Origin of the sequence: Nitrosomonas eutropha (assembly GCF_003201195.1) — a bacterium.
Taxonomy (GTDB): domain Bacteria; phylum Pseudomonadota; class Gammaproteobacteria; order Burkholderiales; family Nitrosomonadaceae; genus Nitrosomonas; species Nitrosomonas eutropha.
This window is the reverse complement of record NZ_QICQ01000005.1, coordinates 1-12,962: the sequence shown is the minus strand read 5'-3', so window position 1 is coordinate 12,962 and position 12,962 is coordinate 1. Positions and strand designations below refer to the sequence as shown.

General features: G+C 47.5%; 11 protein-coding genes and 1 pseudogene. 5 read left to right on the top strand and 7 right to left on the bottom strand.

Annotated elements, in window-relative coordinates; all coding sequences use genetic code 11:
* The first annotated feature begins 53 nt into the window (after positions 1 to 53).
* On the top strand, positions 54 to 1,352 hold the full coding sequence (locus C8R14_RS02835; RefSeq protein WP_011634051.1) for an adenylosuccinate synthase: 1,299 nt from the start codon (positions 54 to 56) through the stop codon (positions 1,350 to 1,352).
* Between the two features lie 67 nt (positions 1,353 to 1,419).
* Here C8R14_RS02835 and C8R14_RS02830 read toward each other — a convergent pair whose 3' ends face one another.
* The 5 genes from C8R14_RS02830 to C8R14_RS02810 form a co-directional block, all read right to left on the bottom strand.
* Positions 1,420 to 1,737: a hypothetical protein gene (locus C8R14_RS02830; protein WP_011634052.1), complete on the bottom strand. Its 318-nt coding sequence runs from the start codon at positions 1,735 to 1,737 to the stop codon at positions 1,420 to 1,422.
* A 179-nt stretch (positions 1,738 to 1,916) separates the two neighbouring features.
* Positions 1,917 to 2,213 (bottom strand): hypothetical protein, encoded by a 297-nt coding sequence (locus C8R14_RS02825; protein ID WP_011634053.1) that lies wholly within the window; start codon positions 2,211 to 2,213, stop codon positions 1,917 to 1,919.
* Positions 2,214 to 2,388: 175 nt separating this feature from the next.
* Positions 2,389 to 4,764: an endopeptidase La gene (gene lon / locus C8R14_RS02820; protein ID WP_011634054.1), complete on the bottom strand. Its 2,376-nt coding sequence runs from the start codon at positions 4,762 to 4,764 to the stop codon at positions 2,389 to 2,391.
* A 149-nt stretch (positions 4,765 to 4,913) separates the two neighbouring features.
* The gene (locus C8R14_RS02815; protein WP_011634055.1) at positions 4,914 to 5,363 is read right to left on the bottom strand and encodes a CBS domain-containing protein; all 450 of its coding nucleotides are present in this window, start codon (positions 5,361 to 5,363) and stop codon (positions 4,914 to 4,916) included.
* A 47-nt stretch (positions 5,364 to 5,410) separates the two neighbouring features.
* The gene (locus tag C8R14_RS02810) at positions 5,411 to 5,914 is read right to left on the bottom strand and encodes a BCAM0308 family protein (protein ID WP_011634056.1); all 504 of its coding nucleotides are present in this window, start codon (positions 5,912 to 5,914) and stop codon (positions 5,411 to 5,413) included.
* Between the two features lie 342 nt (positions 5,915 to 6,256).
* Between C8R14_RS02810 and C8R14_RS02805 the strand changes: the two genes are divergently transcribed.
* From C8R14_RS02805 to C8R14_RS02795, 3 genes are all read left to right on the top strand, one after another.
* On the top strand, positions 6,257 to 7,417 hold the full coding sequence (locus tag C8R14_RS02805) for an ABC transporter permease (RefSeq protein ID WP_041353460.1): 1,161 nt from the start codon (positions 6,257 to 6,259) through the stop codon (positions 7,415 to 7,417).
* Positions 7,417 to 8,106, top strand: coding sequence for an ABC transporter ATP-binding protein (locus C8R14_RS02800; protein ID WP_011634058.1), 690 nt, complete (start codon positions 7,417 to 7,419; stop codon positions 8,104 to 8,106). Before C8R14_RS02805 ends, C8R14_RS02800 begins: the two co-directional genes overlap by 1 nt.
* 180 nt (positions 8,107 to 8,286) lie before the next feature.
* Complete coding sequence (locus C8R14_RS02795; protein WP_011634059.1) at positions 8,287 to 9,246, top strand: efflux RND transporter periplasmic adaptor subunit; 960 nt, start codon at positions 8,287 to 8,289, stop codon at positions 9,244 to 9,246.
* 213 nt (positions 9,247 to 9,459) lie between these two features.
* Here C8R14_RS02795 and C8R14_RS02790 read toward each other — a convergent pair whose 3' ends face one another.
* On the bottom strand, positions 9,460 to 11,271 hold the full coding sequence (locus C8R14_RS02790; RefSeq protein WP_011634060.1) for a cation:proton antiporter: 1,812 nt from the start codon (positions 11,269 to 11,271) through the stop codon (positions 9,460 to 9,462).
* Between the two features lie 369 nt (positions 11,272 to 11,640).
* Here C8R14_RS02790 and C8R14_RS02785 point away from each other — a divergent pair, with 369 nt between their 5' ends.
* Complete coding sequence (locus tag C8R14_RS02785) at positions 11,641 to 12,327, top strand: hypothetical protein (protein ID WP_011634061.1); 687 nt, start codon at positions 11,641 to 11,643, stop codon at positions 12,325 to 12,327.
* Between the two features lie 440 nt (positions 12,328 to 12,767).
* Here C8R14_RS02785 and C8R14_RS13700 read toward each other — a convergent pair.
* Positions 12,768 to 12,962 (bottom strand): annotated as a pseudogene (locus C8R14_RS13700) (IS481 family transposase); the annotation flags it as partial.

The window sequence follows — 12,962 nt, the reverse complement described above, 5'->3', positions numbered from 1 at the left end:
TAAACAGCGTGGTGCTTTATTTTGGAAATAATTTCTGAGAGATCGATGAGTGTATGGTCAGGAATGTTGTAGTCATTGGAACGCAGTGGGGGGATGAGGGTAAGGGCAAGATTGTCGACTGGCTGACCGATCGGGCTGCAGGCGTTATCCGTTTCCAGGGAGGACACAATGCTGGGCATACGCTGGTAGTAAATGGTGAGAAAACTGTGCTGCATTTGATCCCTTCAGGAATATTGCGCAAGGATGTTATTTGTTACATTGGTAACGGTGTGGTTTTGTCTCCTGGTGCATTGTTGGACGAAATGAGTATGCTGGAGCAGGCTGGTGTGGATGTGTCCGGCAGGCTACGTATCAGCGAGGCTTGTCCGTTAATTTTGCCCTATCACATCGCAGTAGATGGCGCTCGTGAGCTGGCAAAAGGGCCGGAAAAGATTGGCACAACTGGCAGGGGGATTGGCCCGGCTTACGAGGACAAGATTGCGCGGCGCGCAATACGTCTGCAGGATCTGTTTTACCCAGAACGATTTGCCAGCAAATTGAAAGAAGTACTCGACTACCATAATTTCTTGCTGAAGAACTATTACCATACAGCAACGGTAGACTACGACCAGATACTGGATGAATGTCTGAAAAAAGCTGAAAGAATTCAGCCAATGGTCGCAGATGTTCCTAAACTGCTGTTTGAAGCCAACAAAGCTGGAAACAATCTGTTGTTTGAGGGTGCACAGGGAGCTTTGTTGGATATTGACCATGGCACCTATCCTTTTGTTACTTCCAGTAATTGTATTGCTGGTGCAGCTTCAGTAGGCAGCGGTGTCGGGCCACAGTTGCTGGGTTACGTACTGGGTATTACCAAAGCCTACACCACTCGCGTAGGTTCGGGGCCTTTTCCTACTGAGTTGGCAGATACGACTGGTGAATACTTGGCACAGCGAGGCAATGAATTTGGCTCCACTACCGGGCGCCCGCGCCGTTGTGGCTGGTTTGATGCAGTGGCTACCAGACGTTCAATTCAGATCAACGGTGTTTCAGGATTATGTATTACCAAGCTTGATGTGCTTGATGGCTTGGAGAAATTAAAGATTTGTACGGGTTATAAGTCAAAACAGTCAGACAGATTGTATGATGCTTTGCCATTTGGTGCGGATGATCTGGCTGATATTGAACCAGTTTATGAGGAATTGCCAGGATGGCAGGCATGTACGGCGGGAATCAAGGATTTTGATCAACTTCCCAAGACCGCACAAAATTACCTCAAACGTATAGAAGAAGTCTGCCAGACACCCATATCGATGATTTCAACCGGTCCTGATCGAATAGAAACAATCGTTTTTCATCATCCTTTCGGATAAATGCAGCGTAATCTGAGCTGGTGGGCACTGCCTGACAATCTCCCCGTATGGCCTTATTCCCTAATTCCTATTGATGCCATTTCTGGTAAAGCTCTTCGGAATAGTCACTCCATCTTTTTTTGGCTGCTGTCAGATTTTCTTCAGCTTTTTGTGAAGCCTGTTGTGCAGCCTGGAATTCTTTCTTGGTTTCAGTTACTTTTTCCTGGTAGTAACGCAAATTGTCCTGCTTGATCTGCATCTCCTTTTTTGCCTTACTGGCTTTGCTTTCAGCCTGTTTCATCTGTTCATAAGCTGTATTGGTTTGTCGCTGCAAATTGGATAGATCGCTGGCTGCAAATGAAACAGGAGCAGCCAGCAATAATAAAATCAGGATAGGAAATTTCATTTTTTATTCCATTTTCTTGTAAAACTGAAGGATTATAAGTCGTGATAATGCATCAATAGAAGAATGAGATGGTACATGGGTTCCATCAGGCTGAGAACAATGCTCGATCCAATAGTCGATCATTGCAGATCTAATCATGATCTTTCAGAACGGGTGCTGATAACTAATTTGGAATGTCATCATCCCGGTTCTTCCGCGAGGAAATGGCGTATTCTTTGTAAATCGGCATGAATGGCAGCCTGTTTTCGTTTTAACCAGTGAGCGAGCACTTTTGAATCAGTTGTCTTCAAGATGATGCTGGTTTCGAGTAACTGAAGTAACGCTGGTGGGAGATTTTCCTTGCTACCAAAGTGACTGATCAAATGGGCAACGTGCATTTTTGCGCGCCGCAGCTGACCTGTTTCGTACACGGATGAGTAATTGTTCTGGTAGTGGAAAGGGGAAGTGCTTGTCGTGTTCTGTGCTTCGTTTCCCATAAGGTTTTCTCCTTGTATGAGTTGAACGTGTCAGGATTGCGACTGCGATCGGACAGCAATATGGCAGATGAAAAAAAGCTGCCTGATAATTTAACTATAACTCGGATGACACTTAATGGCTATGCGACAAATTGCCGCTGCTACAAGAAAAGTAGGTGGCAGCGGCTTCTTGTCTTCAGGACGATTCCTGATCGTTGTTGTCAGATGCGTTAATAGAAACATCCAAGGCTGCCCGAATAGCATCATCAGCCGTTTCCAGAAAAACAAACTGCATGGTTGTGCGTATTGCTTCGGGAACATCATGCAGATCCTTCCGGTTCCGGGCAGGCAGCAGCACGGTTTGAATACCGGCGCGTTGTGCTGCCAGTATTTTTTCCTTGATACCGCCAACCGGCAAGACCAGGCCTCGCAGGCTGATTTCACCCGTCATTGCAACATCGTGCCTTACCAGTTGATTGGTGAATAACGAAGCTAGTGCGGTAAACATTGCTACCCCGGCACTTGGTCCATCTTTAGGAATGGCACCGGCAGGCACATGCAAATGCACATCGATTCCGTCAAACATTGAAGCCGCAATATTCAAATCACTCGCACGTGCCTTAACCAGCGTGAGAGCGGCCTGTGCACTTTCTTTCATCACGTCGCCAAGCTGCCCGGTTAGGATCAGGCGGCCACTGCCACTAACGCGCGTAGCCTCTATAAACAGGATATCTCCACCGGCCGGTGTCCAGGCTAAGCCAGTTGCCACCCCCGACAAACTGGTGCGAAGTGCCAGTTCATGTTCATATTTTTCAGGGCCCAGGATATCCATCAGATTGTTCGCATCAATTCGTACCTGTTGCTGCTCACCTTGCGCGATTTTCAGGGCAGCGTGGCGCATGATCCGGCCGATTTCACGTTCGAACTGGCGTACGCCCGCTTCACGGGTGTAATTGGCAATAATGCTTTGCAAGGCTTCAGGTAACAATATGCATTGATCCAATTGCAAGCCGTTGGCTTCGCTTTGTCGTTGCACCAGATAACGTTGTGCGATTTGCAGTTTTTCTTCCGGTGTATAACCAGGTAGATCAATGATTTCCATACGGTCGCGGACCGGCGGTGAGACTTGGTCAATAACATTGGCAGTGGCGATGAAAACCACTCGGCTTAAATCGAACGGGACACCCAGATAGTTATCACGGAATGTTGCATTTTGTTCCGGATCAAGGATTTCCAGTAATGCTGCTGAGGGATCTCCATGTGCGCTGGCGGTCATTTTGTCAATTTCATCCAGCATCATCACGCAGTTGCGTGCACCAGCCTTGCGTAGATTCTGCACAATATTGCCCGGCATGGCACCAACGTAGGTGCGGCGGTGACCACGCATTTCCGCTTCATCATGTATACCACCCAGCGATACCCGGACAAATGGACGTTGTAACGCGCGGGCAATGCTTTGTCCGAGCGAAGTTTTTCCGACACCAGGCGGACCGACGAAACAGAGAATCGGTGCGCGGCCTTGTGGTTTCAATTTTTGCACAGCGAGAAATTCGATGATGCGCTGTTTGATTCGTTCCAATCCAAAATGGTCAGCTTCAAGAATTGAGCGCGCAGCATCAAGGTTTATCGGTGTTTCCTCCGGCAACTTCCAGGGCAATTCTGTTATCCATTCAAGGTAGGTATGCAGCATGGAAAATTCGCTGGAAGCAGCAGGCATCCGCTGTAATCGCTGCAATTCTTTGCGGGTTTGCTGTTCGATATCTTCCGGCATGCCGGCAGCAGTAATGGCTTCATCCAGTTTGGCGACTTCCTGTTCATTTTCACCCTCTTCGCCGAGTTCTTTCTGGATTGCTTTCAGTTGCTCGCGCAACAAAAACTTGCGTTCGCGATCTTCCATTTGCTCCTTGGTACGCTCGCCTATTTCTTGTGAGAGCCGCAGCACCTCAATACGCCGCGCCAGAATTTGCAGCACTTTATGCAAACGTTCTTCAATATCAATTGTTTCCAGCAGCGCCTGCTTTTCAGCTACTTCAGTATCGAGCAGACTGGCAGTAATATCTGCCAGATCAGACGGTGAGCGGGTTGCCTGCAGTGCATGCGCCAGTTCAGCCGGTACACCAGGTAACAGTGACAAAATTTCCATGGCACGCTCACGCAATTGCAACGTGAGTGCTTCTACTTGCGTGGTATCTGGTATGGTTTCCGGGATGCGTTGTATCCGTGCGGCAATGAAGGGGTAACCTTCAACCAGTTCTTTGATCCGGAAGCGCTCAATGCCCAGACAAATTGCATGATGCGTGCCATCTTCGGATGTGATGTGGCGCACGACATTAGCGAGGGTGCCTACCGGGTAAAGTACATCCAGTCCAGGTTCTTCAATTGCAGGATCTTTCTGTAGCACAATGCCGATCGGTGTTTTTGATTGCAGGACATACTGAATGGATGCAATCGATCGCGCCCGACCAACCGTGACAGGCATAACGACATGCGGAAACAGTACGACATTCCGCATCGGTATCAGGGCGATGATATCGGCGGGCAGCTCAAACGGGGTTACAGCGGATTGTTCCATGTGGTGTTTCCTCTCAGGAATTGTTAACTGGTCTCAATATTGAGCGATTCAGTGGAATTTCAAGAGAGCGTGCGAGAAGTAAGCCGTAAACCTGCCCTGTAGCTGCCATGTTTATGACAGTTCCATTGACAAGCTTCTGGTAAAACTAGTCAGGGGCGATGACGTATTTCTTTTTTATGCTCGTACCGGATCAATTTTGCAAGATCAAGCACTTCTTCCGATAGTATTTCCATAATATCGTCTGTTGTGAGGATTCCGACCAGCTCACCGTTATCGTTAATAATCGGCAAACGGCGGATAGTTTTCCGGCGCATAAAATTAATGGCATCGTGTATGGCAGTATTTTCTTTTACGGCAAACAGTTCCTGTGTCATGACATCGTCGACAGTAATTGCTTCTTTATCTAGCCCGGTGGCGAGAACTTCCACTACAAGGTCGCGATCAGTGATGACTCCGACCGGTATTACACGATCGTTCACTTTATCGATCACAATAAGCGCGCCAACATGATATTGGCGCATCATCCTGGCCGCTTCTAGTACAGATCCGTCGCGTTGAATGGTTCTGACTTCCCGGTTGCAAATTTCACTGACAGTCATGGCAGTCTCCTGTATGTGTTTTGAGAACAGATTGATTGGTTAACGGTTTAACGGGACCAGTACACACGCAACAAGTTTTCATCCTGGTTATATTGAAGTTCCAGGCCGCCTTGATAGGCATCATGAATCGCCTCACCAATGCCACGTGCCAGATGGATGTCTGTGGTCGTAATCAGCAGGCTGTTATTTTGTTCTTCTGTTGCGATAATACGTTGTAGTGGATGTTGAGATTTTTTCATTTTCTCGAAATTCTGCACAAGACGTAAAATTTCATCATGATGAGACTGGAGAAATTCTCCTTCTAGTGTTAAATAACCAGCCGGGTAATGATCAAGTATGCGCTGGCAAGCTGGACAGAGATGTTGCTGTGCCTTTACGGGCATTTCAAGCCATTGCCAGCGACCTTTCTGGAATACTGCGCTGCATTGTGGACACACTGTTGGTTCTGGCAGTTTTCCTCTAATTTTGTAGGCATCATCAACGCGTTCCTGAAAGATAGTGTAGTGTGACGAGACTTGACGGAAACCAGGCTGAATATTACGAATACTCATGATGGCATTCTCCTTTCATACGGCAGACTTGTTTAGCAGCGGACAGTTTCAGCCCGTTACTAGAGTTGACAACTTCACTTCTCTCTTGTGTGCTGTGTTCTTATCTTGCGCCGTTTGATGATTTTGTCAAGAATTTTCAGAGTGTTTATCCGGGATTGCAGTACCGTGAAAAGTCAGTTGTGTAAACTGATCACAATGGTTTTCGGGGCTGAAAAACTATGTGTCCCGGGTATTTTTGTGGTCAGCTTGACAATCACCGGCTCAGGTGATGTCATCGGGTGATCTCTTCGAAAGATTTGAAGTTAACTATTTTTATAGGGCCGTGCCAAGCACTGGCAATCCATGTATCACATCGCGTTGAAAATGCTGACGGGGGACAGGGGAAAGTATCTGGGTATCATTATGGGGCTGACTTTCGCTTCCCTGATCATGACCCAGCAACCTGCTATTTTTCTCGGACTGATGACCCGAACCTACAGTTTCATAACGGATGTGAGCTTGCCCGATATCTGGGTAATGGACTCTAAAGTACAATTTGTTGATGACATCAAACCTTTGCAGGATACCGAGCTCTACCGGGTACGGGGAGTTTCCGGGGTGGAATGGGCGACGCCAATGTACAAGGGGCTATTGAGAGCTCGTCTGGCTAATGGCACATTTCAAAGCTGTTTCGTCGTCGGGTTGGATGATGCTACGCTCATCGGTGGTCCACCCATCATGCTGGAAGGCAACATCGAGGACTTGCGCCGCAGTGACGGCGTCATCGTTGATATTGATGGGGTGCGGGATAAACTTACAAGGCCATCACGTGAACCTGGCGGAAAATCAGTGCCCATCAAAGTCGGTGACAGTTTGGAGGTGAATGATCACCGGGCGGTCGTCGTCGGTATTGCAAAAATCTCGCGCACTTTCCAGGCGCAGCCTATTATTTATACGACGTATTCGCGGGCAAAAAGTTATGCGCCACGAGAGCGAAAACTGCTTTCCTTCATTCTGGTCAAGGCAAAATCCGGACAGGATTTTTCCATGCTAACCCGTCGCATACGCGAATCCACCGGCTTGGCTGCCTACACTCGTCAGGAATTTATGGATCTGACCTACGACTATTTCATGAAGAATACGGGCATTCCGATTAATTTCGGGATTTCGGTGCTGTTGGGATTTATGGTGGGCGCAGCCATTGCCGGGCAAACTTTTTATAATTTCACGTTGGATAACTTGCGCCAGTTTGGTGTGCTGAAAGCCATGGGGACCAGTAATAGAACTTTGCTAAAAATGATTTTGCTCCAGGCCATTCTGGTGGGAAGCATCGGTTACGGGCTCGGTGTAGGTTCAACCGCGTTGTTTGGCTATTTCATGCACGATACCATACTTGCATTCAAATTTACTTGGCAACTGCTGATTTTTAGTGGTGTGGGAATTGGCCTTATCTGTATATTTGCTGCGGTCATCAGCATACTCAAGGTGATCCGTCTGGAACCTGCTGTTGTCTTCAAGAGTTAATGAGCGTACATACGCTGGCAGTGCGTTGCCGGAATATCGTTAAAGTCTATGAGACTGGTGGCCAAAAAGTGACCGCTCTTGATGGTATTGATCTTGATATTGCAACAGGTGAGTTGATGATGCTGGTTGGCCCATCTGGGTGTGGGAAGACCACCTTGATTTCGGTCATTGCCGGTATTCTTGATCAGGATGAGGGGAGCTGCGAAGTATTCGGTAAAGATCTGGCTGCGATGTCGGATCAGAAAAAATTAGCATTCCGAGCCAGTCATATCGGTTTTGTTTTTCAGGCTTTCAATCTGCTGCCGTCGCTCACGGCGACTGAAAACGTGTCCGTACCGTTACTCATCAATGGTGTCAAGCGTGTCGAGGCTGAACGCAGAGCAAATAGCATTCTCGAAGAGGTCGGCCTCGGTGATCGTACCACTTCCCTACCTGCACAGCTTTCCGGTGGACAGCAGCAGCGCGTGGCAATCGCCCGAGCGCTGATTCATGATCCTGGGCTGATTGTCTGTGATGAGCCGACCAGTGCGCTGGATCATGAAACGGGGCACACGATCATGCAATTGCTCAAAAGTACCGTTCTGCAAGCAAACCGGGCATTGGTTATTGTTACACACGATTCCCGGATTTTTGATTTTGCCGATCGTACTGCCAAGATGGATGACGGTCGTATCCTGAAAATAATGTAAAGCTCTGCAACATATTGAATATATGTTGGTTTGTCATAAGTGTTGTACCTCTGAAAATCCGGTTGTGCAGGATGAAGCGCAACAATGAGACATATCAAATGGATAGGCGAGGTAGTGAGTATCGCGTAATGCCGCGGTTCACCTGGAAAATAATTTTTAGAGGTACCCTAAAAAATCATCATGAAAATTGGACATACCTTGCCTATATTGGCAATTGGTGGATTTCTGTTCGCGTCCTATACGATCGTCAGCAGTAACCAGTCGCTCCCAGTGGCCCTTGCTGCAGCAGAGCCAGCTGCCTCGCCTTACGAATCATTTATTGCAGGAGCGGGTATCATCGAGGCGAAAAGCCGGAATATTTCTGTTGGTACCGCTCTGTCTGGGCTGGTTACTCGAGTTGCTGTCGAAGTGGGAGATAAAGTTAAAGTAGGCACTCCGCTCTTTTACCTGGATGATCGCGAAGCGCGTGCGGAACTCGCCATCAGAAATTCTGATCTTGCCAGGGCCAGAGCTGGTCTTATGGAAGCCAGAGCCATGCTCGAGGACAGCAAATCGTTAAGTGATCTGATTGAATCCCTTGCCGATCAGCGCGCCGTCAGCAGCGAAGAAATGCTCAGGCGGCACAACACCTTGCGTATTAGCAAAGCTCGGCTGAGCAGTGCGGAAACCGCTGTACGGCAGGCGGAGGCCTTGCTGGCCAGCACACAGACTACGCTTGATCTGCTGGTTGTCCGGGCACCAGTGAGCGGCGAAATCCTGCAAGTCAATATTCGCCCGGGTGAATTTGCACAGGTGGGTTTCCTGACCACGCCGTTGATGCTGTTGGGTAATCTTGATCAGTTGCATGTGCGGGTGGATATTGACGAAAATGATGCCTGGCGATTCGACCGACATAGCAAGGCCATGGCTTATCTGCGGGGAAACCGGAACTTTAGCGTTGAACTAACGCCAGCTTATGTGGAGCCCTACGTTATCCCCAAACAGTCCCTTACCGGCGACAGTACCGAACAGGTCGATACACGGGTATTACAGGCGCTTTATAGCTTCGATCGAGAACAATTGCCTGTTTATGTAGGGCAACAGATGGATGTATTTATTGAAGTGCGGGACCATGCAGACAATGGTAGTCCCGCTATCTGATTTCCAGCATTATCCTTTGTGCATATTTCCAATAACTCCAATATTTGCATCATGCTCAAAATATGAAGACCCCATTTCTTCTTGCGATAAGCGTAAATCATTCATTGTAATGATTTTTATGAATAAGTAGTAAAGGGAAAGCAGTTAACGAAAACTGTAATAATCTCTGGATCCCTACCTGATTTATTAGCTGGGCAGCGTAGATAAATTGCGTCACTGTGCATCAGAGTTATCTGCCTTGTTGTGTGAAGGTGGTACCAGCGCAATGACGGTCCAGCCATTTCGTGGTTCCGTTTTATATTTGTCATTGGCAATTTTTAATTGTCCGGTGGGATCAATGCCGAAGAGCAAAATAGCATCTTGACCGTGTTGTGCTAGAAATTCAGGCCAGCCAAATACGTTGGTCAGCTCATTGGATTTGATCGTCCATCCTTGCGAGAGTAATTCGTTGAATTTGAGTTGCGTCATGTCGGGATTAAATAACACCTTGCTGCGCAGTTTGCCAGCAAATGTTTGACGATCCGTAGTATCGTCCGGCTTCAGAACACGCATGCGATAAACCGCTTCGCGTCCCAGCTCCTCGCGGTAGTGCAGACATGCCAAATAATTGAGTTCTCGCCGGCCGGAAATTGCCAAAAAATGACCAATGGGAGTCAGATCCAGATGTAATTCAGCGGTTCTTGAGGTCGGATTGCCAAAAAATGTTTTTAATCCCTCCATGCGTGCCTGGCTGATCATATTCCAGTTGTCATCCGCAAGAATAACGTCAATTTTTTGTTGATCGAGTGCCGTAGCAATCGTTCGGGCAGCTGTGTCTGAGCCGAAAATCAACACTCCTTTGGGTTCTGGTGCGAGTACCCCAAGCCAGCGTGCCAAGTGGTGTGCCGTGGCACTTTGTAATACCACGGTGGCAATAATTAAAATAAATACCAGCGGCACCAAGGCGTCAGCACCCTCTATGCCCAAATCATCCAGGTGTAGTGCAAAAAGTGAGGAAATAGCAGCGGCAACCACTCCACGCGGCGAAACAAAACTCAGTAAGGCTCGTTCACGCCAACTGAGTTGGCTGCCCAGGGTAGCAACGAATATCGATATCGGACGGATGATTACTTGTGCTGCCAGAAATATCAGAATGCCGGCCCACAGCACACCATTGGGCAGTGGCCATTGGAGGCGTGCAGACAATATCACGAACAGTACAGAAACCAGCAAGGTAGACAAATCTTCCTTGAAAGTCATGATATGGTCGATGTGAATGATTCTTAAGTTGCCCAGTACAATGCCCATGACGGTAACTGCGAGCAAGCCGGATTCATGGATCAGTGTGTTTGACAGTGTGAATATACCCAGCACGGTAGCCAGTGTGGCATAGTTCTGCAGATATTCTGGAATCCACTGCTGATAGATCAGAGTAGCCAAAATTGCGGCGGCACCGAGTCCGGCCACTACACCGACTGCTACCATGACTAGAAACGTGCCCGGTGAATGGTCTTGTAGCTGCGTCAGAACGGCTTGAAACACCAGTACGGCGAACAGTGCTCCCAGTGGATCCAGAACAATCCCTTCCCAGCGCAAGGCATTAGCAACGTGTGCTGTGGGCCGTAAGGTGCGCAGCATCGGTTGGATTACTGTTGGCCCGGTTACGCACGTTAGAGCACCAAATAGAAACGCGATCCCCCAGGTAAGATCTGCAATCCAGTGTGCCGCTACTGCTAGCATTATTACAGCCAGTGCTGCGCCGTAAGTGATCATGCCGTGAACAGCGCGACCTATTCCATGCAATTCTGAAAAACGTAACGTCAGGCTACCTTCAAACAAGATAATAGCGACGGCAAGTGATACCCCAGGGAATAAAAGAGGACCAAGTGTTGCATCCGGATCAAACCAGCCGGTTACCGGACCCAGCAGAATGCCGATTAGCAAAAGTGGTAATATTGCCGGCAGGTGAGTGCGCCAGCCCAGCCATTGGGCCAGAAAGCCGATAACTAGCAGTAACGTTAAAGTGGTGCCCAAGTCCAGCGTCATAAGGATCCTGTTTTTGATAAATTGGGATAGATTAAATTCATCTTACGAAGATCCGCAATCGAATCTGGTAATTTGAACTGGTGATTTTTATTTACTACATAACCGTATCAGATAAATTTCAGTGCTCAATATTTGAATGGTGTCGATTGGTGGTAGCTTATAGGTAGTTGTTGTCTCGATCGTGTGCGTCACGACCGATAACCCCGATATCCGTACCATATTCAAAGTATGACAAACCCATTTTTTTGTGATTAACGCAAATGGTTCATTGTAGTGATTTTGCTGGCTGGATTATCTGTTTTCCATAGTGGTTACAGGTTTATAAAGCAGCAGGCTATAATTCCCGGCTGGATAACTTGTGCGATAGAAATGAATTCAACTGAGGAGATTGGCAAAAAAGCTGCTATACATTGGTCTCATGTATTGCTGATTGTTTTAGCCACGATCGTTCTGACCGTGGCGGGTACTTACTGGGTGCTCAGAACGTATATTTTCGTTTCGTCCTTTGAGCCAGTTGAATTGAGTCAAAGAGAAGAAAAGACATTACAGCAAAAGCTTCGGTCAATCGGTTATGACTTTTCATTTTCATCACCGAAAGCAAGCCAAAATAGTAAATACAAGGAGGGTTTCCTGAAACCGGAGGCATATTCTGAACAGGGCGCAAAGCGTGAAATTAGCTTTACCGAGCGAGAAATAAATGCGTTGCTAGCCAAAAATACCGATCTGGCGCAGAAGCTAGCAATTGATTTTACGAATGATCTTGTCAGTGCCAAGCTGCTGTTACCGCTGGAGGAGGATTTTCCGGTGCTGGGCGGGAAAACGCTGCGTCTGAATGCTGGTCTTGGTATGGCTTACCGGGATAACAAGCCGGTCATCGTCCTCAAGGGTGTTAGTATCATGGGGGTCCCCATTCCTAATGCCTGGCTGGGTGGATTGAAGAATATTGATCTGGTTAGCGAATTCGGGGTTGATCCTGGTTTCTGGCAATCTTTCGCCGAAGGCGTGGAACACATTCAGGTTACAGACGGCAAAATTGATATCCGGTTGAAAGAATAATTTCTGGTTGTGCTGACCTGCTATTTGCTACCACCTATTGATATAAAATCCGGAAGTATAGTGGCCCCAATTTTCGGACAGCAAATTAAGATGGTAACCTGCCGTAAAAGGAGCAGGAGATGAGTGTTAAACTTGAGCACTTATTAGTCAATTCAAGGAGTAAAAACCATGCGAATTATATCTACTACACTTTCAACAGGAATTTATAAGTGCTCAGAACCTGTTCAAAGTTTTTCTCGGCGCTTCTGAATAAAACTAAAACGGAATACTCTTTACCGTTATTTTTAAGCTCAATTCTCGTCAATACAAGGGTTCCTTGGATTTTTACTTATCCTGTTGTCATTGCATGTATCCGTTTGAGGTTCTAAGCCATAGCAACCCAACCAGTTTCCATTCGCCAGCTGTTACTTGAATCCCCCGCATCAGGAACTGGCGGAAGCCTAATTGTTTAGTCCCACGGTGTGCTGGAATGGGTCAAAGATAAAACGATCTGGCTCATTTTTCCAGATTTTGCAGATGTATTCATAGGGTGTTAGGCCTTTGAGAGCTTTTAGTCTTTTGGCGAAGTTATAAGCCATCACAAAGCGATGGAGATGGGCCTTCAGCTGATCGTGTGAGTCGTAATAATACCGTTT